This window comes from Tenuibacillus multivorans, from assembly GCF_900103915.1.
Classification (GTDB): domain Bacteria; phylum Bacillota; class Bacilli; order Bacillales; family Alkalibacillaceae; genus Tenuibacillus; species Tenuibacillus multivorans.
In genome coordinates, this window is record NZ_FNIG01000001.1 from 300,456 (window position 1) to 322,259 (window position 21,804).

The window sequence follows — 21,804 nt, forward strand, 5'->3', positions numbered from 1 at the left end:
TATGAGTTCATTCTATAATCGTTTAATGGATTCTTATAATGTTCAACATACACATTCAGGCGTGAATGGTAAGCGACTAGCTGAAAGATCATCGGCTTTAGCTGAAACGGGCTGGACAGATGATGGTGGTTGTCTGAGAATTTCATTTTCTCAAGAAGAATTACAGGCTAAAAAACTCGTGATGCAGTGGATGGAAGAAGAAGGCTTGTCTGTACGTATGGATGGAGCAGGTAATGTGTATGGCCGGTTAGAAGGGAAGGAGGATTTACCAGCTGTTCTGTCAGGTTCGCATCTTGATAGTGTGCCGCACGGTGGACATTTTGACGGTCCATTGGGAGTGCTATCTGCATTAGAAGTGGTGTCAGCTTGGCGTGATCAAGGATACCAACCAAGACGACCATTTGAAGTGGTGGTCTTTACCGATGAAGAAGGGGCACGATTTAATGGTGGTTTGACCGGAAGTCAGGCGTTTGTCGGAAACATTGATTCGGAAGAGGAGAAAAATCGTGTTGACTATGACGGACGACCATATGAAGAGGTGTTAAAAGAGGTAGGGTTGACGCCAGAGGGTGTAGCTAACGCTAAACGCGATTTAGATGAGGTACATGCCTTTATTGAGGTACATATCGAGCAAGGGAAACGTTTGGAAAAAGCTGAACTACCTGTTGGGGTTGTGACAGGTATTGCAGGGCCGACATGGCTTAAGGTTACTTTTGAAGGCGCTGCCGGGCATGCAGGAAATACCCCGATGAATGATCGGTGGGATGCGCTAGTAGCGGCAAGTGACTTCGTCGTTCAAGTTAAAGATTTCCCACCTCAAGTCAGTGACACAGGCGTAGCAACTATTGGCAAGTTGGAAGTTGAACCGAATGGGGTGAATGTCATTCCTGGCAAGGTTCAATTGACCGTTGATATTCGAGATATTAAAGCGGAATGGAAACAAGAAATCGTTCGTTTAGTTAAAGAATGTGCCGAAAACGTCGCTGAACAGCACGGCATCAAGGTTCAATTAGACGAAATGATGAATGTGGACCCGGTTGAAATCCCTGAAAATATGCAACAGAAAGCAGCTGAAGCGACACGAGAGGTGCTAGGAGGTGAGCCTTACTTGCTACCAAGTGGCGCAGGACATGATGCGATGATCGTCGGCCGTCACGTTCCTGTAGCGATGCTATTTACCCAAAGTAAGGACGGGATTAGCCATAACCCTAAAGAATGGTCATCACTTAATGATTGTGTCCAAACGGTCCATGTACTGAAGCGTTTTGTTGAAAAAGTATGTACCGAATAAGCGAGTGTTAATTCACTCGCTTTTTTTGCGCGAAAAACTAATTTTATGCGCGACTATTTGAATATACGCGTGAGTTTTATGATTTATGTGCGACTTTAAAATGATGACCTTTCTCCTTTTGTATTTATCTGCTATAATATTAATTTGTGCATTCGCACATAGAGCAGTTCGCGAAATCCTGCTTAATCAAAACTAAGGAGATGATTATAATGACAGAGAACTACTATCTACCAAGGTCAGGTCCAATGCCTAGACCAAATAGCGTCGAGGAAGGGCGCGAAATATTAAAAAACGAGGCATTCGATGCGCCGAATGTTCAGTCGATTACGTTTAATGCGTTGGAATTTACGGCGGTTTGTCCAAAAACGGGTCAACCAGACTTTGGACGTGTAGAAATCACATACACACCACAAGAAAAATGCATCGAATCGAAATCTTTAAAGTTTTATTTATGGTCATTTAGAGATCAGGGTGCTTTCTGCGAATCGTTAGCAGCACAAATCGCGGATGATGTGGTTTATGCCATCCAACCGGAAGAGGTACATGTGACGGTATACCAAACAGCGCGCGGTGGTATTGAGCTAACGACTAAGGCGGTGAGACACCGTGATGAATAAAGATCAAAAATTAATTTTATTAAATGTCATTTTTGCGAGTGCGTTAGTGGTTGCCAATGTGATTGCTGGTAAACTGGTCATGTTTGGAGAGAACTTCACCGTTCCAGCAGCAGTGGTCGTTTATGCGGTTACCTTTTTAATTACAGATATTGTGCATGAGAATTACGGGAAAGAACAAGCCAAACAAACGATTATCTTCGGGTTTATCGCGCAAATTTTCGCGAGTATCATGATTTATTTTGGCCAGCTATTACCAGTGGCGCCTTTTGCAGCTGAGTCCCAAGCAGCATATGAAACATTATTAGGACAAAATGCCCGTTTTGTTTTGGCGTCATTAGCAGCTTATTTATCGTCCCAGTTTGTGGACGTATTTGTTTTCTCTACGTTGAAAAAGCTAACACAGACACGTTTTAAATGGTTACGTAATAACTTAAGTACCGCGATTTCGCAATTAATTGATACAATGGTCTTTATTACGATTGCCTTTATCGGAAACGTCCCAAGCTTATGGGTGATGATTCTCAGTCAGTACGTGATTAAATTAGGTATTGCGGTATTAGACACGCCGATTTTTTACTTGTTGACAAGAAAAAATCGCTCGCAAAAGCAGACAACTCAACCTGTAAGAGCAACATCTTAATAATGTCAATTTAACCTCAGATGTTTAACAAGCATCCGAGGTTTTTATTTTTGACTAACAATAAAATTGTACTATTGACCTACAGAAAATGTGTTATTCCATTGATATATTTGGGTAAACTAGAACAAGGTTTTGACAAGTTTGGGGGAACACCAAGTGAAGCTAACGGATTTACTAGAAGATTGTGATGTTTTAACCGAACGTAACCTAGCTGATATAGATGTAAAAGGATTAACAGATGATTCTCGTGAAATTGAACCAGGCTATGTCTTTATTGCCGTTCAGGGTTATAGCCACGATGGTCATCAATATATCGATGAAGCAATTAAACGAGGAGCGAGTGTCATTATTGGTGAACGTTCGCTTAGTTTAGATATACCTTATGTGCAGGTTAAGTGCTCTAAAAAGGTATTGGGTGAGATGGTGAGTCGTTTTTACGGCAATCCATCAAAGGATAAAATCGTTATTGGCGTAACTGGATCGAATGGTAAAACAACGACAAGTTATATGATTAAAGCCATATTTGATCAAAATGGGTACCGATCTAGTTTAATTGGCACGATTGAGTATCTGATTAACGGAAAGTCATCACCGAGTAAAAATACAACACCAGGTGCAGTGTCTTTACAGCGAATGCTATATGAATGTGAAGATGATGTCATCATTATAGAGGTATCATCACATGCTTTAAAACAGCACCGCGTAGCTGGAATACAGTTTGATACGGTTATATTTACGAATTTAGATTGTGAACATCTTGATTACCACCATAGTATGGAAGATTATTTTAAAGCGAAGTCGATGATTTTTGATTTATTGAAAAAGGATGGACAGGCTATTGTTAATACGGATGATGAATGGGGGCGAAAAGCGTACCAACTACTTTTGAAACTGGGCAAGCCTGTTTTGACTGTTGGCACTAAACCGAATCAAGATATACGTATATTACCCGATCAACATGGAGTCTATATCAAGGGTAACAAAGCAGATGAAACTTTAGAACTTAAAATACCTGGGTTACATAACCGGTATAATGCCGCTTTTGCGATTATGGTTGGAGAGCTTATTGGATTAGAAAGGCAAAAGTCGATTTATGGTTTAAATCATGTCGAAAAGGTTGATGGACGGTTTCAAATTGTCTATTTCCCGGGAAATAAGAATGTTGTCATCGACTATGCGCATACACCAAATGGATTTTATCATTGTTTAAATACGATAAAACAATGTGGGGCCAGGAGGATCATTCATGTTTTCGGGTTCCGGGGTATGCGTGATCGATCTAAGCGTTTAATGATGATGAAGCAAACCTTGGACGTGAGTGATTATTATATTTTAACTTTTGATGATCTTAACGGAATTGATCCGAAAGAAATGGAGAAGACGTTATTTGATTTTAATACTCATTATGATGAAAACCGTGGTGACGTGATTACCGACAGGACGCTTGCGATTGAACGAGCAATCGAATTAGCAAGAGAAGGTGATTGGGTCATCATAACTGGCAAGGGTCACGAGCAATATAAACTAGATTTTGAATGGGGAACAAAAACAGATTTAGAAACGGTTGAAACAATTCTACATCATACAAAAGAGCTCTCACTTTAAGGTGAGAGCTCTTTTGTAATTAGGGGGTATCTATTCATCAATTAGGGGATTAGTTATTTAAATCGACATGTTTGCCTTTGACTAAATAAATGATAGCCTCAGCAATGTTTGTCGTATGATCAGCAGCCCGCTCTAAGTACCGACTAATAAAAGCGAGCTGTGTGATAGGACTTATATGACTCGGATGTTGTGTCATATAAGTCAACATTTTTTGTATAGAATCGCCATATTGGCGGTCGACTTGATCATCAATTCGAGCAATTTCAAATGCCTTTTCCAAATCTTCTTCAACGTATGCCTCTGTTACAAGGTCAATCATTTGTTCGACGACTGATGCGGTCGTTAAAACCTGTTGTTTTTCAACTGGAAGTTCTTCGTTATTGATACGCAGAACAGACTTGGCTATATTGACGGCAAGGTCACCGATACGCTCGATATCGTTTGTAACCTTTAAGGTCATCACTAACCGACGTAAATCCTTCGCAACAGGTTGTTCCTTAGCAATAAGCCAAATCGCTTGATCATTAATATCGTCTTCGATTTGGTTGATTTTATTATCTTGATCAAAAACAGATTGAGCTTGCGTTTGATCTTGTTGTTCTAAAGCCAATAGAGATTGACTGAGCGAGACTTTAGCCATTTCACTCATTATAAGCACTTGCTGCTTCAAGACTTGTAACTTATCTTCAAAGTTTTCTCTAACCACAGCTTTAGCTCCTCTCCATACGGTATATTAGCCGAAGCGTCCCGTAATATAATCTTCTGTACGTTGATCAGTTGGGTTGGAAAACAAGGTTTCGGTATCATCAAATTCAACGACTTCACCATTTAAGAAAAAGGCTGTTCTATCAGAAATACGTGCTGCTTGCTGCATGTTGTGCGTTACAATAATGATGCTGTAATCTTGCTTTAAATCTTGGACTAATTCTTCAACTTTTAATGTTGAAATAGGATCTAATGCTGATGTTGGTTCATCCATCAAAATAACATCAGGCTCGATGGCTAGAGTTCGGGCGATACATAAACGCTGTTGTTGACCACCCGATAATCCATAAGCATTTTCTTTTAAACGGTCTTTTACTTCTTCCCAAATAAAGGCATCTCGAAGACTTTTTTCAACAATCTCATCTAATATTTTCTTATTACGGATGCCGTGAATTTTTGGGCCATAGGCAACATTTTCATAAACGGATTTAGGAAATGGATTAGGTTTTTGAAACACCATCCCAACACGTGTTCTTAGATCCTCAACTTTAAAGCCTTTATTTAAAATACTTTTGCCGTTGTATTTAATGTCGCCTGAAGTACGAACCGTTGGGATCATTTCGACCATACGGTTCAACGTTTTCAAATAGGTTGATTTACCGCACCCTGAAGGCCCAATAATCGCAGTAATGTCCCTTTCTTTAATCGCTAGGTTTATATTTTTTAGGGCGTGTGTTTCGCCATACCAAAGATTAAGGTCCCTGGTATCGAACACGATATTTTCTGCTGCTTTAGGCGATTCTTTTGTTATTGATTCTTGAACAGTTGATAGACTCATATTATCACTCCCCACTTAGTAGCGTTGTTGAAATTTATTTCGGATCAGGATCGCAACTGAATTTAAAATGAATAAAAGTAAAAGCAAAACAATAATCGTAGCAGCGGCTAGATTGGCATATTCATCAACGAGTGATGAATCTAATGTCCAATAATAAATCTGCATCGGTAAAGCCGTGAATTTATCAAAAATCCCTTCTGGAAACGGAATGATTAAGGCTGGAATCCCGATTACGGTTAATGGAGCTGTCTCACCAATCGCGCGTGAGAGAGCTAGAATTGATCCCGTTAGCATTCCCGGCAAAGCCGCTGGAAGAATAATTCGTCTAATCGTTTGCCACTTAGTTGCTCCCATACCATAAGAAGCTTCATTTAAATGCTGAGGGACAGCTCGTATAGCTTCTTGCGATGCGACAATGACTATCGGTAAGACGAGCAAGGATAATGTTAACCCACCTGCTAGTACAATATTTCCGAAATCAAGCGCACGGACAAAAATCGTTAGACCAAGGATCCCATATACGATGGACGGGACACCGGCCAAATTGGAAATATTCGTCTGGATAAAAGATTGAATACGTCCATTTTTTTGGTAAAGCTCAAGATAAAGCGCTGTTCCAATACCGATTATAAGTGTAATCGGTATGACAACAACCATAAGCCAAAATGTCCCGAGAATGGCTCCCATAATACCGGCTCGATTCGCGTCAGTAGATAATCGTCCAGTTAAAAAGTCTAAGTTAATAAAACCAATGCCTTGTGTGAACACGCGAAAGATCAGGATAGCTAAAACGATTAGTCCAAATATGGTTGCAAGCAAAAATATATATTGAAGGATGTTATTTTTAACAATCCGTGTATTCAGCCTTTTTTGAACTTGTTTCAAGTCTAGGTATTTCATGTTAGTATTCCTCCCTAAACTTACGAGAGACATATCGTGCAAGTAAATTCATAATTAATGTGAAAACAAATAATGTCATAGCTACAGCATATAAACTAAAATAAATGGTTGATCCAGCTGGGGCTTCTCCACCAGCCACTTCTACAATATAAGCAGTCATCGTTTGCATGGATTGCGTTAAATCAAACGTAAAGTTTTTTGAGCTTCCACTTGCGATGGTGACAATCATCGTTTCACCAATAGCGCGTGAAATTCCAAGGATAAATGATGCGATTATTCCAGATAAAGCTGCTGGAATGACAACTTTAAATGTTGATTCTAATCGGGTAGCTCCTAAGGCAAAAGCACCTTCGCGTATTGAGTTCGGAACAGACGACATGGCATCCTCAGATAATGATGCAATCATTGGAATGATCATAATGCCCATGACAATGCCCGGGCTTAAGATATTAGTCGCCCCAACTTCTGGCCAAATTGAGCGAATTATAGGTGTGACAAAAGTAAAAGCAAAGAAACCATAGACGATAGTTGGTACACCGGCAAGTACTTCAAGCATTGGCTTAAGTACTCGACGAACTCGATCTGAAGCATATTCACTTAAATAAATGGCAGCCATTATCCCAATTGGTCCTGCGACTAACATCGCAATGACAGAAGACATAATGGTACCGTTAAGTAACGGTAAAATTCCAAAATCGGGATTTTGGCTTAAAGGGTTTAACTCGGTTCCTGTAAAGAATTCTGTCATTGATACACGTTTAAAAAACTCGACCGTTTCACTGAATAAAGTCCATATAATGCCAATTGTTGTTAGAATCGATATCATAGCGAAAAGAAATAGAATAGTAGGGACAAGTTTCTCGGTTACACTGGATAAATTCCTTGATTTTTTTTTCTCTTCAATCATCTCTCTGACAGGAACAGTGTTTTGGTTAGATTCGCTGTTAGTCGTCATGTCCGTTCCTCCTTGTCTGTAAAAGCAAGCTAAAATGAGAGCATAACACTCTCATTTTAGCCAGACTATTACTTAAGTTCTTTAAGATCATTAGCTAATTGCTCAGCTTCTTCTTCAGGAATAGGTGCGAATCCAGCTTCCCCTGCAAAATCGTTAACATTCTCCATTACCCAAATCGCATAATCGAGTACTTGTGGTTTTTCCTTAGCCATTACTGTATTTAAATAAGTGAATACAGGGCGTGTAAAGTTGGCATAAGGTCCATCCTCAGCGATCGTATCAAGTGATGGTTCTACAGGGCCTTCGCCAAAGTCGATTTTTACAGCTCTCACTTTATCTTTGTTGTTATCATAGTAACCAAAGCCGAAGAAACCAATTGCATTCGGGTCTTCTGCCACTAACGTGACAAGGGTAGAATAATTTTGTTGTAGGTTAGCACTTTCAACTAAATCTTGTTCTTCTAATATATTTTCGTAGAAAAATTCATACGTTCCGTGGTTTTCGTTTGGACCATAAGTTTGAATCTCTTCATTAGGCCAGTCAGGGTTAATATCTGACCACGTTGTATATTCTCCTAAAAAGATATCAATCACTTGCTGTTCAGTTAATTCCGTTGCATAGGTATTTTCAGGGTTAATGACGATTGTTAAACCATCCAAAGCTAATTTCAATTCTTTTACGTCAATTCCTAATTCTTCAGCTTTTGCTTTTTCTTCTTCTTTGATTAAGCGTGATGCATCGTTAAAGTCTGTACCATTTTCAACTAAAAATTTCTCAAAACCAGCACTTGTACCAGAGCGGCTAACTTCAACTGAAACGCCTTGTTGAACATTAAGCATATACTCCTCTGCTAGTACTGACATTAATGGATAAACGGTTCCTGATCCATCAATAACAACGCTTCCCTCTAGTTCTTCGTTTTCTGGTTCACTAGATTCGTCTGAGCTAGACTCACTTTCTTGTTCCTCATTGTTATCAGCGCTTGTGTTACCAGAAGATTCGTTCTCTGTATCTTCTTCACTCCCACAAGCTGCTAAAGCTACTAAAAATAGAGCCAAGATTGATAGAGTGAAAAGCTTTGACATTTTTTTCATTTTGAAAATGTCCCCCTTATAAGTGTGTTTTATTTAACTTTCACATTCATCATAAATCGGACGTGTGAATATGTCTGTAAAGCTGGTGTAAAGATAAGGTTAAGAAATTGTAAATATGCATGGTATCAGGCAGTGAGCCGGTTCAAAGCACTAGCAATAAAAAAAGGACCTCCTATACGGAAGTCCTCTATCGATCTATTTCCTACGATGCTATTTTCAATCCGACCGTAGACGCTATAATCAAACTGATAAATAAAATTCTTAATATTGTGGTGCTTTCATTAAAAAAGATCATTCCGACAATGGCGCTACCAGCAGCGCCAATTCCAGTCCAAACCGCATAGGCCGTACTCATCGGCAGTTCAACCATAGCAAAAGATAAAAAGACAAAGCTCAATGAAAATGCGATGATTAAAATTAAGACCGATTGCCAATTTTTCTTTTGATGGACAAAATTGATGCTTAAAACACCTAACATTTCAAATATACCGGCTAAAATAAGTGACATCCAATACATTAAGATTCACCTCGTTCTTCACTAACTATTTTAAGGCCAATAACACCCACTAGAAGTACAGAAATAAGCAAAATGGTTGTGATATTAAAAGGTTCATTAAAGAAGACTATATCGCTAATGACTGTTCCAGTCGTACCAAGCCCTACAAAAACAGCATACGACGTTCCGACTGGGAGTTTTTCGCCGGCTATAATGAGTAGGTAGAAGCTTACGACGATTGCTATAACCGTCACGCCCCATTCAAGAACGCTACTAGCATGCTTAAGTCCAATCACCCAAATGACTTCAAATACAGCTCCGATGAAAATTTGTAACCAAGCTTTTTGCATACAATCACCTCTTATCACGAAAGCCTTAGTATTATTATTTAACCCATTAATAACTTCATTCTAAAGTGAAATAAAGCCCGAGAGATTTGTGAAAATCTCCCGGGCTTTTGTCCCTCCGTGTCACGGAAAATCCGTGCGTTTTCTCTCGGACCAGACCAAATGAATGCCACTTGCGGAACCCTAGAAAACTTATGGATCGTATTATATTGTTAACTATTTTATCACGACTTTAATTGAATTTCTATTGAAACCAATTAAGTGAAAAACGTATAATTTAGTTTAGTTGCTTATGCAAAAGGGGAGGTAAATGATGCGTTCATGGAGTCAGAAAATAGTAGATAATAAGAGCTTTCAAAATACGATTATCATATTAATTTTAATAAATGCTGTTTTAATCGGATTAGAAACTTATCCAAATGTATATCAACAATACGGTGATTTACTACAGGTATTAGACCTTGTGATTTTACTTATTTTTACGATTGAAATCGCCTTAAAGTTAATCGCTTCACATCCAACCCGTGACTTTTTTAAAGATGGTTGGAATGTATTCGACTTTTTAATCGTCGCGTTTAGCTATATTTTTGTGGGTTCAACATACGTAACGGTTTTACGTATTTTACGTGTGTTAAGGCTGTTCCGAACTATATCGGTCATCCCCTCGTTAAGAAAATTAGTCAATGCTTTATTGATGACACTGCCTTCGCTAGGTACAATTATGCTGCTTTTGGGGATTGTGTTTTATATATTCAGTGTCATCGGTACCGTTTTATACGGTAGTGTGAGTCCCGAATTTTTTGGTACGATTCAGCATACTGCTTTAACTTTATTTCAAATGATTACCTTAGAATCATGGGCTAGTGGCGTGATGCGTCCAGTGATGGAAGAGGCGCCATATTCGTGGATTTACTTTGTTTCATTTATTTTGGCCGGTTCGTTTGTCGTGCTTAATTTATTCGTAGGTGTCATTGTCAATAATTTTGAAAAAGTTGAATCGATGGAATCGGATGATGAAGATGATCTAAAAGAGGAAATCTCAAGCTTGCGTCAAGAAATTCAAGAGTTAAAGGATCTTGTTAAAAAATAGTTTATCGTTATAGAAAATAATTCAGAAAAGTGTCGAAATTCATTGCGAAAATTGTGGTTTAATGGTACTTTTAGAGTAAGTATTATTTTACGTTCGTGTTACAAATATTAATATTCTATTAAATACGTAAACAGTTCATATCTGTTTATAAAGTTTAAGTTCTCATGGAGTGAGTATATGGATATCCGTCAATTTTTTAAAAACGTATGGCAAAATCTTTCGGTCAAAAAAGCGCAGCCAGCTTTTGCAACGTCACATGGAGCGGTGAAAGAGGACGAAAAGCAGCAATATCAGAAATTCCAGGCAGCGAAGCTTTTTGAACGTGATAAAAATGAAGATGAACCAAACCAACAATCGCACTCCGAACCTTCTACACCTAGCTATGATCCGATGCCGGAGCCGAAAGATTATCGAAAAAAGGATAAAATTGCATTAGATTTGCTTGTAGCGGTTGATCAGATGATGAGCGACCGTGATTTAGTGAAGCAAAATTTAGATGATGTAAGAGACCGGTTAAAGCATAGTGATGATTATGTAAATAAATTAACGCAAGAAAAAGCACAGCTAGAGCAAACCGTGTCTGACAAGGACACCGAGATTGGACGTCTAGACGATCAAATTGCTAATCGGAATATGAAATACGATCAATTGATGGAAGATTACCAAGAAATGCAAATGCGTTTAACGCGTGAGATTGAAGAATTGAAGAATAATATTAACATAGAAGAGGAACGCTATGCGAAACTAAATGAAACATATGAACGTCACCAAATGGAAAGCATTTCAAAAGAACAAAAGCTTGAGGATAAAATTCGCGAGTTAGAAACGAAAAATGAAAACCTTCAGAAGAAATACTACAAAATACGCGAAGAAAATTCCTATTTACTTGGTATGTTCAAGGACTTCAATAACCGTATGAGTTCATCATTTAAAGCTTATGACTTAGATGATGAATTAGAGACAAAACCAGATCCCAAAGAAGAAGAAGAGACAGAGAATAAAGAAAGAATTAAAACATTTGAACCTGAAAATAAATAAAAACGGGCAATGAAGTCGCTTGGTCGGCTTCATTATTTGTATAATTTGGTTTATTTTATGGCAGCAATAGAGATATAGGGCGGTGTAGTGGGACCTCTAACATGACACTGATGACTGCGACTTGTTGGGAAATGAGGTTAAAAACATGCAATACACATTTAAATTATTAGAACTCATTCAATTACATAATGGCTATGCGAAGGTTCGTTTATCCTTCGATCAGGATGAAAAGCTTTTTTGGCTTAAGCTCGATGATGAAACGTATCAGTCGATGCTTGAATCTCTAAACTCGTTTGAACAACTGATTCGATTGTCGTTAACGTCTAAGCGGGATCCTTTTACTGACTCCTCCTCAAGTACATTAACGGCGATTGATGGTCATCAACAGTGGAAAATTGATTTTAATTGTTCTGAGCATTATACGAACCAGATTGAACAGCTAAAACAAGCTGAAACCTTTAAACATGTTGAGAACCTATCGTTTATTCAGCTTCCTGAAAATATGACGTCTAACTCAGAAGTGGACAACCCCGAAGAACAAAGCCAGGATGATCAAGGGGGATCTGAAGTAGAAACCAAAGAGGATACGGGTCAGAAATGGGCTTCCATTAAAGTTGATGAGGTTGTCCATCAGCATAAGTCAACCGATTGGTGGAAAGCCATACCCATTCCTAAAATGTTTCGCAGAGGATTAATAGTGGCTTCTGTTTTAGCATTATTACTTGCTTTTTCAAATGAGCATTTTTTCGCAACGGAATCGAGTGACGTTGACCTGAATCAAGAAACTTATTTATTATCGACGGATTTGGATAGGCATCTACAATTAGTTAAGGATGAAAGCATTGAAGTTGTACAGACTTCCGAATCGGAAGAACCTAATTTTCCGATGTTTAAAGTCGAGGAAGAGCTATTTTACGGATTACCTCAAGGGTATGTAGCTTTGACATTTGACGATGGTCCATCACCCTTTACAAAGGAGATTGCAGATATTCTTTCTGAACATGGTGTTGCCGGGACATTTTTTTTCGTTGGAACCCAAATTGAAAAATATCCTGATCAGGTTAAATATGTCGAACAACAAGGACATGTCATAGGTAGCCATTCATATGGGCACCAGAATTTAAGCCTACTGGCACCTGGAGTTTTAGAAAATGATGTTTTAGAAGCGGTGACAGGTCTTGAAGGCTTAGTTGGACATCAGGTTGATTTATTCCGACCGCCATATGGGGCGACAGACGATGAAGTGATTGAGGTTTTAAGTCAAAATAATTTAAAAACCGTTATGTGGAACCGAGACCCGAGAGACTGGGAAGCAGGAAAAGAAGAGGATATCATTAATTACTTTAAATCCGTTGATCCATCAGGTGGAATTTACATTCTTCATGAAAACAAACATACTCTGAACGCACTTCCAGAGATTTTAGCTTATCTTGAATCACAAGGATTAAAAGTTGTTGGCTTGCATTAAGAGGATGCCGAAAGTCGGTGTCCTTTTTTATTTGTCTTGGACAAACATATTTTTTATTGGAGATCACAATCATAGGGAAATTATATGGGTTACTTAGAGGCTACAATGGGTACTTAGCTTATTTTATGGGGAATTATAGACGTACATTGGGCATTCAGAGGCCGACAATGGGCACTCAGCATAGTTTATGGGGAATTATAGACGTACATTGGGCATTCAGAGGCTGACAATGGGCACTCAGCATAAATTTATGGGGAATTATTGCCTTTTATTGGGCATTCAGTCCGGTTCATGGGGATTTTGCATAAACGGGATACAAAAGCTTTAGTGGACATAGAGCCGGGTAAAAAACCTCACCCGCCATCTGCGAGTGAGGTTAACGCTTAGTGTTGCTGAGTTTGCGTGTGCGTATAGCTATTAAGCAACTGGTTTTGCGTTTGCTGGTCAAACTGAGGGACTTGATAATAGTTATTATCGTTTTGATATAGGAATACCTCATATGCCATTTCACAGAAGTTCGGAATGCTATCCTGGAACACACGTCGAACAACAGGGTTGGTTGCTTCTAATGCAGCCATTGTGCTGGAAGTTGCACAATTTTTTAGATGACCAAGCATGAAGCTAGAATAGCATTGATCATCTATTTGTTGAGGGTTTGTTTTCGGTTGTTTCGGCTGGCTAGGACTTAAGCCATAAGTGACATCGTTACTGAGTTCCATATTGTAGTTCGTTGTTGGCTGTGGGGGACGTTGTCCTGTTTGGAAAGCATCAACGACTGTATTATACAGCTGGCTCATATATTGATACTGACTGTTTAAAATGTTCTGCAACTGTTGATCTTGAATCCCTTGCTCATACATTTTGTAATGTTCCATAGTCCCGATTAAACCATCAATCGATTCTCTAGCATCGAATATTTCATGTGCTGAATGGCTTTGCTGTGCAGGCATTTGACTGGAGTCCTTCATTTGACTGTTTGGGTTTTGCTGCTGATTCATTGTCATCCTCCTTTATAAACAGTGGTACAATTCTTAAGGTGTATAAAAAAGGACTATTTTATGCGCTAAACGATTTATTATGAATAAATAAATATTCTTTACTACCTTGTATTATTCAGTACTGCGTGGTAAACTATATCCAAGAATTAGTATTGAACAATATTCAGTACCGTGAAAAGAGGTATAGTAATGAATGCACAATTTAAAAAAGGCGTATTAGAGCTCTGTGTTTTAGTTTTAATTTATAAAAAGGATCAGTATGGCTATGAGCTAGCGCAAAATATTTCAACAAGTATTGATTTAGCGGAAGGGTCATTATACCCGTTACTAAGGCGATTAACGAAGGAAGAGTATTGTACAACATATTTAGCTGAATCAAAAGAAGGACCGCCTCGTAAGTACTATCAATTAACCGAAAAGGGGAAATCATATATGGATTTTTTAGTAAACGAGTGGAAAATGTTCTCACATAACGTTGATGTGTTGATAAAGGAGGCGTTAGGGGATGAATAAAGACCAGTATCTTAAGGAGTTAAAACAACGGCTTGCTCCGCTTTCTAAGCAAGATCGGGATGAAATTTTATTTGATTATCAGGAACATTTTGATGTTGGGTTGCAAGATGGAAAATCGGAAATTGACATCATTAATGAATTAGGAACCCCTCATGAAGCGGCTGACAATATAATGGCAGAGATGTCTGTACCTAAACAGGAAGAACGAAAAAGTAGCTCAGATCATGTCCGTATGGTCTTTTTAGCCATCATTCTAATCATGGTTAACTTAATTTTTGTTGTTGGTCCAGCCATGGCTATTATAGTGGCCTACTTAAGCTTATACAGTGTTGTTTTGACACTTATTTTTAGTCCAATGCTGATTTTTTATTACACCGTTATACATGGTCTTGGGAATGCCATGGCAAGCTTTTTCGCCATGGGAATAGGTATTTCCTTAGGTGTGTTAATCGGTATTGGATTATTCTATGTAGGTAAATGGATTTATCAAGTGATTTTAATGTACATTAACTTCAATGTGAAGCTGGTTAGGGGGTATTAAGGTGAAAAAGGTTGCTAAGATTTCAGTTATTGTATTGGTCATTAGCTTCGTTGGACTTATGGTAACCATGATGGTTAGCGGTGATTCTGTAACGGATATGTTTTTAGGTAAGCGTGATTTAGTTGAGGATCACCAAACATTTAGTGGCGCTGATATTGAACGAATTGATTTGGATGTGCAAAATGCTAAAATTAATATTCAGCCGACAACGGAGCGGGATATTACTGTGGAATATAAAGGTGAAGTGAGCCCAATAGCGGGAGCAACAGACCAATTCATTGCTGACCAACAAGGGGATGAATTATCGATAAATAAAGAACAATTTCCGATGGCATTTATATTTAATCTTGGAACACATAATGAGATCAATTTGTATCTACCTGAGAAAACGTTTAAAGCTGTTAATTTGGATGTCGCAGCAGCTAAAATCGATGTTGTAGGTTTGCAAGCTAACCAGCTAGACATCGAAACAAGTGCTGGGAAAATTGATTTGGCCTCAATTAAAAGTAATCAAACGACGATTGAGTCATCTGCCGGAGCTGTCGATATTGACCAAATTACAGGTGATTTAGATGTTGATACGAGTGCAGGTCGAGTTGTCATTAATCTTGAAAAACTTGAACAAAACATTGACGTCGATTCATCAGTCGGTGAAGTGGTGATTAACACTTTAAAAACGCCAGACAATATGCGATTGGATTTTAGCGCAAGTGCTGGGAGTGGTGACGTAGAAGTACCTTTGGAATTTGATGTGAGGTCCCATAATCGCATCAAAGGTATAGTCGGTGATGGTGATTATAAAGTCTATGTTCGAACAAGCGCTGGGGCATTTAGGTTTAACGTGGTTGAATGATTATAAAACCCTCACACAGAAATATTGTGTGAGGGTTTAGTTTAGCTCAAAGCTTGATCTAAATCTTCTAATAAATCGTCAATATCTTCAAGACCTACAGAAATACGGATTAATCCATCGGTAATGCCTAATTCAAGACGGCGATCATGCGGGATTGAAGCGTGTGTCATTTTAGCCGGTACAGAGATTAAGCTTTCAACGGCCCCTAAGCTTTCGGCCAATGTAAAATAACGTAGTTTGGCTAAAACTTCATCCGCTTTTTCTCCTGAACCGACGTCGAATGAAATCATCGCACCAAAGCCTGACGATTGCTTTTTCATCGTTTCATGACCTAGGTGACTAGGAAGACCTGGATAATAAATATTTTCAACAACAGGATGTTTTTCTAGAAAATCGACAATAGCTTTTGTGTTTTGTTCATGCTCCTCCATACGGATACCAAGTGTTTTAATACCACGCATGAGAAGCCAGGAATCCTGTGGTCCAAGAATAGCTCCTGTTGAATTTTGAATAAAGTGTAAGTCTTCTCCGAGCTGCTCATCATTTACTACAACTAAACCAGCGACAACGTCACTATGTCCGCCTAAGTACTTTGTGGCACTGTGTAGTACGATATCAGCACCAAAACTTAGTGGGTTTTGGAAGTAAGGTGTTGTAAATGTGTTATCGACAATGGTTAATAGGTTATGCTTCTTAGCCATGTTCGCAGCTTCTTGAAGGTCTGTCACCTTAAGAAGCGGATTAGTCGGTGTTTCAATAAAAACGGCTTTCGTATTGTCTTGTATAGCCGATTCAATATTTTCTAATTGACTTGAATCAACAAAAGTAGCTTCAATACCTATACGGTTTAACACATTTGTAAAGACACGGTATGTTCCACCATAAACATCATCGGTTAAAACAACGTGGTCGCCACTATTAAAAAGCATCATTACCGATGTAATGGCAGCCATACCAGACCCGAAAGCAAAGCCACGTTTTCCGCCTTCAACATCTTTAATTAACTCTTCTAACGCATGTCGCGTTGGATTGCCTGTACGAGAATATTCAAAACCACGATGTTGACCGACAGAATCTTGTTTATACGTACTTACTTGGTAAATTGGAGTCGAAACCGCACCCGTTGTTTCATCTCCAAAAATACCACCGTGGATTAATTGTGTTTTCTTTCTCATTTAATCCCATCCTTCATATATTTGTTTACTCAAATAGCGTTCACTACTATCTGGGAAGACCGTGACTATGTGACTTCCCTTATCTGCCACTTCAGCCTCTTTTAAAGCAGCAGCAAAAGCAGAACCAGAGGAAGAAGCGACTAATAAACCTTCTTTTTGTGATAGTATTTTTAATTGCTTAAAGGCTTCCGCATCTGGAATGGTGTGAATTCCATCAAAGTAGTCTGTATCCATGTAATCAGGTAAAAATTCCATTCCAATACCCTCTGTTTCGTGTGGACCTGATTCGCCACCATTAAGAATAGAGCCTTCTGGTTCGACAATAGCTGTTTTTATATTGGAGTCTCGTTCCTTAAGATAGCGCGCCGTTCCCATAAACGTACCGCCTGTTCCAGCACCAGCTACAAAAACATCAATGTTACCGTTTAAGTCTTGATAAAGCTCAGGACCAAGTGATTTATAATACGTATTTGGATTAGCCGGATTAGAGAACTGAGCGGGGGAAAAAGAGTTTTCGATTTCAGTCTCAAGCTCTTTTGCCTTTTCAATCGCACCTTTCATACCATCTTCGGTTTTGGTATGAACAATTTTGGCACCAAGCGCTTTCATTAAGGTTTGCTTTTCGATGCTAAATTTCTCAGGAACGACAAACATAACGTTAAACCCTTGATTGACAGCGGCTAAGGCAAGTCCGATCCCGGTATTCCCAGCAGTCGGTTCAATAATCGTGCCCCCAGGTTTTAAATCATCTTTTTCCAGAGCATCTTTTAACAATTCAACACCCTGGCGATCTTTGACACTGCCGCCTGGGTTAAAGTACTCAAGTTTAGCAAAAATCCGACACTGGTTCGGGATGTCGATATGGGTTATTTCAAATAATGGTGTATGACCGATTAGATCTTGAATGTTTGATACGTAGTTCATTAATTATGCTTCCTCTCCGAACACGTCTTTCCATTCATCCTTATGATCAAGCATTTCTTGAGCGAGCTCTTTTGCACCTTCTAAGCTATGGTTGGCTGCCCAACCGCATTGAACTTCGTTGCATGCAGGAACTTCATCAGCCTCAAGAACGTCTCGGAAAGTTTTTTCTAAAACATCTAAAATTTCATCATAGTCATCATGATTGATAACAGATAAATAAAAACCTGTTTGGCAACCCATTGGACCAATATCTATGACGTTACCTAAGTGGTTACGAATGTTTTCCGCCATTAAGTGCTCAATGGAGTGGAGGCCATCCATTTCCATATGTGCTTGGTTGGGTTGTTTAAAGCGAATATCGTATTTGTGAATCGTATCACCGTTCTGTCCTTTAGTTATACCTACTAGACGGACGTAAGGTGCTCTTACCTTTGTGTGATCGAGATTAAAACTTTCAACGTTCATTTTTTTACTCATATCGAATACTCCTCTCAATTGATTTTAACTTTATGATAACGTATATATCATTTCTTAGCATGGATTAACCAAACAAAATCATTTAATTGTTTGAAACTAACTTGAAAGCCAGCTTTGGTGATGATATCTTCCATTTTCGGAAGGGTTGTATAGTACTCTCGCATCAAATCTTGTGCTAAATTGGAAAAGCCTTTCTCTTTAGCATCATCAATTGCTCGTTGGTGATGTGTATCATCCTTAAATAAAGTATCAGCAAATATGACCTCACCATCATCTACTAAAAGATGATGATATAGTTCGAAGGCTTGAGATTTTTCATCATCCGTTAAATGGTGGAACGCGTAGCTGCTTACAATATTGTGGACGTTTTCTGTTTTAGGAAAGTTCAAAAAGTCTCCATCCACCATCTTTGTATTTGGAAAACGGCTTTTTGCAATTTCAAGCATTCTTTCATTTGGCTCAATGCCAATCACGTCAATCTGTTTATTTAAGAGTTTTTCAAATAAATTTCCCGTCCCGACTCCAAATTCGATGGTTTTGCCTGATACCCGATCTGCTACGGCATCTAAAATCTCCTCATAATGTTCAAAAACAGATCTATATTCTATTTGTTGGCCAGAAACAGCATCTTGGTATGTGTCTGCCCATTCATCAAATATATGCATAAATTCACGACCCAATGCACTTCACCTCATTTATATAGTATTCCTACCTGTTTAATAGGAATTATATTCTTTAATATTATAACATGTGCGTGTGTAAACAATCAAAAAAGGTTTCTTTCTCAAAAGGACGCCTGCGGAAAGCGAAGTGTATTTCAACTGCTTTGTTGAAAAGCAACATAGAATACGAAAGCAGTCTTTCTCAAAGTCGCTTTATTTTTTCTCAAAACCATCACATGAGTGCTCAAAAAAAAATAACTGAGGGACGGGATGCCCTCAGTTATTAGACTTAAATATGATTTTTTCGGTTGGCAAATGGATTAACAGAACCGACATATTGATTTAGTTCCGAAGCGCCCTCAATCGCATTTGTGATAAACGTTTTAGCTGAACGGATTGCTTCAAGTGGTTCTTGGCCTTTAACGATATATGCCGTAATCGCAGAAGCGAACGTACAGCCAGCACCATGCGTGTATGTCGTATCAATTTCGTCCGTTTCGATCAAAGTGAATTCATCGCCATTGTAGAAAACATCAACGGCTTGATCACTTTCAACCTCAGAGCCACCTTTTACGATGACGTTTTGAGCACCTTGTTCATAAATTCGTTTCGCAGATTCCTTCATTTCTTCAACCGTCGTAATGTTAGACATACCCGCTAACTGACCGGCTTCAAATAGGTTGGGTGTCGTAACAAGTGCTTTTGGCACCAATACATCACGGAGAGCTTCGGCGTTTTCAGGATGTAACGCCTCATCCTGTCCTTTACAAACGAGAACAGGGTCAATGACAGCAGAAAGATTATGCTTGGTAATCACATCTGCTGCAAGCTCGATGACGTCCGCTGTTGGCAGCATCCCCGTTTTCATAATATCAACTCCGACACCATTTAAAATGGTATGAAGCTGCGCTTTTACGGTTTCTATATCAATTGGGTATACGTCGTGAGCCCAATTGGTAGAAGGGTTTTGTGCCACAATGGTTGTGAGAGCCGTCATCGGATAAATACCAATTTCCTGAGAAGTTTTAATATCAGCTTGAATGCCAGCGCCACCACTAGTATCTGAACCTGCTAAAACTAATGCTTTTTTCATGGGACTCCCTCACTTTCATTTCTCTTCATTCGTATTGTAAGGCAAATTCACGGGCCTGACAAATAAGTTATTTCACTAAAACATTATGATGTCGAGTGCTTTGTTTTCGACGGTACATTTGATTTAGTATGGTCTTCTCGCCATTTCAGTAAGAATAAGGCGACACCGCAAGCCATTAGCATAAAACTCGTCATGATAAAGACCGTCGAAATACTATACCAGCCGGCAACTACACCACCGAGTGCAGGGCCGATTACGTTTCCTAGAAAACGCAGGCTCGTGTTATAGCCGATGACTTCGCCTTGCATCGCGACTGGTGCCTTTTGACGAATAAACGCCATGCGGACAGGGTTTAGCCCGCCTAACGTGACACCGAGTAGGAATCGGACAACGATTAACTGCCAGACAGCTGTCACAAAGGCTCCAGGAAGATAAACGATACCAGCACCTAATAAAAGTAGCATCAGAATTTTGATATAACCGAATGTATCACCTAGCCTCCCCCAGCGCCGGGTCATTAGTAAGTTTCCGAGCCCTGTAATGGAAAAGGCGATACCCGAGATGAGTGCGATATTTTCTGGACCATTGAGTTCACTGACATATAACGCCAGAATCGGCTGTACGGCAAAGTGCGCCACTTGAATAAACATGGATAAAATAATAACAGAAACTAACATCGGCTGTTTAATGATAAATTGAAAAACTTCTTTTCTAGAATAATTTTGCTGTTCATTTTCTTCATCTTGAACTCGGAATTCTTTAACCCCAAAAAGAACAAATAAACCTGCCAAAAAGATCGTTCCTGATGTCATTTGAAAGGCTTGAGCATAGCCAAATGAATCAGCTAATACACCCCCTAATAGAGGTCCCATTAACGTACCGGTGACGTTTCCGGTTTGCAGGGTACCTAAGACACGGCCTGATATTTTTTTCGGAGTTTGGGTTGAAATTAAGGCTTGAGATGTCGGGATGAAACCGGTAAACACACCCATAACCAAACGTAGTAAAAATAATTGAAAAACAGATTGAACCATACCCATTAAAAAGATACTAACAGCTAAGCCAAATGCTGCTGTGATTAAAATAGGTTTTCGTCCAAATTTATCGCCAACTCGCCCCCAAATAGGTGAGACGACAAAGGCGGTTAAAAAGGTAATCCCGAACGTCCAGCCAGCCCATGTTTGCACATAATCATCTGAAAAATTGCCAAAGGTTTCGATATAAAGTGATAAAAATGGCATGACCATGGTCATGCTACCTGCAATAAAAAAATTGGCGAACCACATGATCGCCAAATTACGTTTTCCTAGAGACTCTTGTTCCAATGTTGACCCTTCCTTCTGATGTTTCGGATACCGATTATTTCGTTAATCTAAATAATAGCAAAGAACGATATATTTGTCGATTGGAATGATCAAATTTTTAGAAATTTTCATAAGGCCTTGACTTAAATAAACAAGATAATCTCACTCCCAATATGATTG

The 21,804-nt window shown here is 39.0% G+C and carries 24 protein-coding genes and 1 riboswitch; of the genes, 10 read left to right on the plus strand and 14 right to left on the minus strand.

The genetic code is table 11. From position 1 onward, the window contains the following. Nucleotide 1: 1 nt before the first annotated feature. From BLP77_RS01585 to BLP77_RS01600, 4 genes are all read left to right on the plus strand, one after another. The gene (locus BLP77_RS01585) at nt 2–1,291 is read left to right on the plus strand and encodes a M20 family metallo-hydrolase (protein ID WP_093855347.1); all 1,290 of its coding nucleotides are present in this window, start codon (nt 2–4) and stop codon (nt 1,289–1,291) included. Between the two features lie 209 nt (nt 1,292–1,500). Continuing rightward, on the plus strand, nt 1,501–1,908 hold the full coding sequence (queF, locus tag BLP77_RS01590; protein WP_093855348.1) for a preQ(1) synthase: 408 nt from the start codon (nt 1,501–1,503) through the stop codon (nt 1,906–1,908). After that, on the plus strand, nt 1,901–2,548 hold the full coding sequence (locus BLP77_RS01595; RefSeq protein WP_176752924.1) for a queuosine precursor transporter: 648 nt from the start codon (nt 1,901–1,903) through the stop codon (nt 2,546–2,548). Before queF ends, BLP77_RS01595 begins: the two co-directional genes overlap by 8 nt. A 156-nt stretch (nt 2,549–2,704) precedes the next feature. Continuing rightward, a complete protein-coding gene (locus tag BLP77_RS01600; protein WP_176752925.1) occupies nt 2,705–4,153 on the plus strand; it encodes a UDP-N-acetylmuramoyl-L-alanyl-D-glutamate--2,6-diaminopimelate ligase in 1,449 nt (482 codons plus the stop codon). 49 nt (nt 4,154–4,202) lie between these two features. Here the strand turns inward: BLP77_RS01600 and phoU are convergent, their stop codons facing one another. From phoU to BLP77_RS01635, 7 genes are all read right to left on the minus strand, one after another. After that, complete coding sequence (phoU, locus tag BLP77_RS01605; protein ID WP_245686774.1) at nt 4,203–4,859, minus strand: phosphate signaling complex protein PhoU; 657 nt, start codon at nt 4,857–4,859, stop codon at nt 4,203–4,205. A gap of 27 nt (nt 4,860–4,886) precedes the next feature. Then, complete coding sequence (gene pstB / locus BLP77_RS01610; RefSeq protein ID WP_093855351.1) at nt 4,887–5,696, minus strand: phosphate ABC transporter ATP-binding protein PstB; 810 nt, start codon at nt 5,694–5,696, stop codon at nt 4,887–4,889. 15 nt (nt 5,697–5,711) lie between these two features. Beyond that, complete coding sequence (gene pstA / locus BLP77_RS01615) at nt 5,712–6,596, minus strand: phosphate ABC transporter permease PstA (protein WP_093855352.1); 885 nt, start codon at nt 6,594–6,596, stop codon at nt 5,712–5,714. A 1-nt stretch (nt 6,597) separates the two neighbouring features. Then, nucleotides 6,598–7,551, minus strand: a complete 954-nt coding sequence (pstC, locus tag BLP77_RS01620; protein ID WP_093855353.1) for a phosphate ABC transporter permease subunit PstC — start codon at nt 7,549–7,551, stop codon at nt 6,598–6,600. Nucleotides 7,552–7,619: 68 nt separating this feature from the next. Further along, nucleotides 7,620–8,645 (minus strand): PstS family phosphate ABC transporter substrate-binding protein, encoded by a 1,026-nt coding sequence (locus BLP77_RS01625; protein WP_093855354.1) that lies wholly within the window; start codon nt 8,643–8,645, stop codon nt 7,620–7,622. Between the two features lie 202 nt (nt 8,646–8,847). After that, complete coding sequence (locus BLP77_RS01630) at nt 8,848–9,162, minus strand: DMT family transporter (RefSeq protein WP_093855355.1); 315 nt, start codon at nt 9,160–9,162, stop codon at nt 8,848–8,850. Then, nucleotides 9,162–9,491 carry a DMT family transporter gene (locus BLP77_RS01635; protein WP_093855356.1) on the minus strand — a complete coding sequence of 110 codons (330 nt, stop codon included), beginning with the start codon at nt 9,489–9,491 and terminating at the stop codon, nt 9,162–9,164. Before BLP77_RS01635 ends, BLP77_RS01630 begins: the two co-directional genes overlap by 1 nt. Nucleotides 9,492–9,585: 94 nt before the next feature. After that, a riboswitch (guanidine-I (ykkC/yxkD leader) is annotated at nt 9,586–9,686 on the minus strand. A 115-nt stretch (nt 9,687–9,801) separates the two neighbouring features. Here BLP77_RS01635 and BLP77_RS01640 point away from each other — a divergent pair. The 3 genes from BLP77_RS01640 (at nt 9,802) to BLP77_RS01650 (ending at nt 13,084) form a co-directional block, all read left to right on the plus strand. Continuing rightward, nucleotides 9,802–10,578 carry an ion transporter gene (locus tag BLP77_RS01640; protein ID WP_245686775.1) on the plus strand — a complete coding sequence of 259 codons (777 nt, stop codon included), beginning with the start codon at nt 9,802–9,804 and terminating at the stop codon, nt 10,576–10,578. 177 nt (nt 10,579–10,755) lie between these two features. Beyond that, on the plus strand, nt 10,756–11,616 hold the full coding sequence (locus BLP77_RS01645) for a coiled-coil domain-containing protein (protein WP_093855358.1): 861 nt from the start codon (nt 10,756–10,758) through the stop codon (nt 11,614–11,616). 145 nt (nt 11,617–11,761) lie between these two features. Next, entirely contained in the window at nt 11,762–13,084 is a 1,323-nt protein-coding gene (locus BLP77_RS01650; RefSeq protein ID WP_093855359.1) for a polysaccharide deacetylase family protein, read from the plus strand. Nucleotides 13,085–13,467: 383 nt separating this feature from the next. On the opposite strand, the gene BLP77_RS01655 is transcribed toward BLP77_RS01650, so the two are convergent. After that, complete coding sequence (locus BLP77_RS01655) at nt 13,468–14,082, minus strand: spore coat protein (RefSeq protein ID WP_093855360.1); 615 nt, start codon at nt 14,080–14,082, stop codon at nt 13,468–13,470. 189 nt (nt 14,083–14,271) lie between these two features. On the opposite strand from BLP77_RS01655, the gene BLP77_RS01660 reads away from it, so the two are divergent. Genes BLP77_RS01660 through BLP77_RS01670 form a run of 3 tightly spaced genes read left to right on the plus strand, consistent with a single transcriptional unit; the run spans nt 14,272 to nt 15,989 of the window. Further along, entirely contained in the window at nt 14,272–14,595 is a 324-nt protein-coding gene (locus tag BLP77_RS01660) for a PadR family transcriptional regulator (protein ID WP_093855361.1), read from the plus strand. Further along, nucleotides 14,588–15,136: a DUF1700 domain-containing protein gene (locus tag BLP77_RS01665; protein WP_093855362.1), complete on the plus strand. Its 549-nt coding sequence runs from the start codon at nt 14,588–14,590 to the stop codon at nt 15,134–15,136. Before BLP77_RS01660 ends, BLP77_RS01665 begins: the two co-directional genes overlap by 8 nt. A gap of 1 nt (nt 15,137) precedes the next feature. Continuing rightward, nucleotides 15,138–15,989, plus strand: coding sequence for a DUF4097 family beta strand repeat-containing protein (locus tag BLP77_RS01670; protein ID WP_093855363.1), 852 nt, complete (start codon nt 15,138–15,140; stop codon nt 15,987–15,989). Between the two features lie 41 nt (nt 15,990–16,030). Here BLP77_RS01670 and BLP77_RS01675 read toward each other — a convergent pair whose 3' ends face one another. The 6 genes from BLP77_RS01675 to BLP77_RS01700 form a co-directional block, all read right to left on the minus strand. Continuing rightward, nucleotides 16,031–17,164, minus strand: coding sequence for a bifunctional cystathionine gamma-lyase/homocysteine desulfhydrase (locus BLP77_RS01675; RefSeq protein ID WP_093855364.1), 1,134 nt, complete (start codon nt 17,162–17,164; stop codon nt 16,031–16,033). Beyond that, the gene (locus BLP77_RS01680; protein ID WP_093855365.1) at nt 17,165–18,088 is read right to left on the minus strand and encodes a PLP-dependent cysteine synthase family protein; all 924 of its coding nucleotides are present in this window, start codon (nt 18,086–18,088) and stop codon (nt 17,165–17,167) included. It lies immediately after the preceding gene. Between the two features lie 3 nt (nt 18,089–18,091). After that, the gene (locus BLP77_RS01685) at nt 18,092–18,565 is read right to left on the minus strand and encodes an S-ribosylhomocysteine lyase (RefSeq protein ID WP_093855366.1); all 474 of its coding nucleotides are present in this window, start codon (nt 18,563–18,565) and stop codon (nt 18,092–18,094) included. 47 nt (nt 18,566–18,612) lie between these two features. Beyond that, a complete protein-coding gene (locus BLP77_RS01690) occupies nt 18,613–19,245 on the minus strand; it encodes a class I SAM-dependent DNA methyltransferase (protein WP_093855367.1) in 633 nt (210 codons plus the stop codon). A gap of 271 nt (nt 19,246–19,516) precedes the next feature. After that, the gene (pdxK, locus tag BLP77_RS01695) at nt 19,517–20,320 is read right to left on the minus strand and encodes a pyridoxine/pyridoxal/pyridoxamine kinase (protein WP_093855368.1); all 804 of its coding nucleotides are present in this window, start codon (nt 20,318–20,320) and stop codon (nt 19,517–19,519) included. Nucleotides 20,321–20,403: 83 nt separating this feature from the next. Next, on the minus strand, nt 20,404–21,645 hold the full coding sequence (locus BLP77_RS01700) for an MFS transporter (protein WP_371859603.1): 1,242 nt from the start codon (nt 21,643–21,645) through the stop codon (nt 20,404–20,406). Nucleotides 21,646–21,804: the final 159 nt, after the last annotated feature.

Coding starts and splice junctions, on each gene's coding strand:
- BLP77_RS01585 (WP_093855347.1), top strand. CDS start 2: ATGAGTTCATTCTATAATCGTTTAATGGATTCTTATAATGTTCAACAT.
- queF (WP_093855348.1), top strand. CDS start 1,501: ATGACAGAGAACTACTATCTACCAAGGTCAGGTCCAATGCCTAGACCA.
- BLP77_RS01595 (WP_176752924.1), top strand. CDS start 1,901: ATGAATAAAGATCAAAAATTAATTTTATTAAATGTCATTTTTGCGAGT.
- pstB (WP_093855351.1), bottom strand. CDS start 5,696: ATGAGTCTATCAACTGTTCAAGAATCAATAACAAAAGAATCGCCTAAA.
- pstA (WP_093855352.1), bottom strand. CDS start 6,596: ATGAAATACCTAGACTTGAAACAAGTTCAAAAAAGGCTGAATACACGG.
- pstC (WP_093855353.1), bottom strand. CDS start 7,551: ATGACGACTAACAGCGAATCTAACCAAAACACTGTTCCTGTCAGAGAG.
- BLP77_RS01625 (WP_093855354.1), bottom strand. CDS start 8,645: ATGAAAAAAATGTCAAAGCTTTTCACTCTATCAATCTTGGCTCTATTT.
- BLP77_RS01630 (WP_093855355.1), bottom strand. CDS start 9,162: ATGTATTGGATGTCACTTATTTTAGCCGGTATATTTGAAATGTTAGGT.
- BLP77_RS01635 (WP_093855356.1), bottom strand. CDS start 9,491: ATGCAAAAAGCTTGGTTACAAATTTTCATCGGAGCTGTATTTGAAGTC.
- BLP77_RS01640 (WP_245686775.1), top strand. CDS start 9,802: ATGCGTTCATGGAGTCAGAAAATAGTAGATAATAAGAGCTTTCAAAAT.
- BLP77_RS01645 (WP_093855358.1), top strand. CDS start 10,756: ATGGATATCCGTCAATTTTTTAAAAACGTATGGCAAAATCTTTCGGTC.
- BLP77_RS01650 (WP_093855359.1), top strand. CDS start 11,762: ATGCAATACACATTTAAATTATTAGAACTCATTCAATTACATAATGGC.
- BLP77_RS01655 (WP_093855360.1), bottom strand. CDS start 14,082: ATGAATCAGCAGCAAAACCCAAACAGTCAAATGAAGGACTCCAGTCAA.
- BLP77_RS01660 (WP_093855361.1), top strand. CDS start 14,272: ATGAATGCACAATTTAAAAAAGGCGTATTAGAGCTCTGTGTTTTAGTT.
- BLP77_RS01665 (WP_093855362.1), top strand. CDS start 14,588: ATGAATAAAGACCAGTATCTTAAGGAGTTAAAACAACGGCTTGCTCCG.
- BLP77_RS01675 (WP_093855364.1), bottom strand. CDS start 17,164: ATGAGAAAGAAAACACAATTAATCCACGGTGGTATTTTTGGAGATGAA.
- BLP77_RS01680 (WP_093855365.1), bottom strand. CDS start 18,088: ATGAACTACGTATCAAACATTCAAGATCTAATCGGTCATACACCATTA.
- BLP77_RS01685 (WP_093855366.1), bottom strand. CDS start 18,565: ATGAGTAAAAAAATGAACGTTGAAAGTTTTAATCTCGATCACACAAAG.
- pdxK (WP_093855368.1), bottom strand. CDS start 20,320: ATGAAAAAAGCATTAGTTTTAGCAGGTTCAGATACTAGTGGTGGCGCT.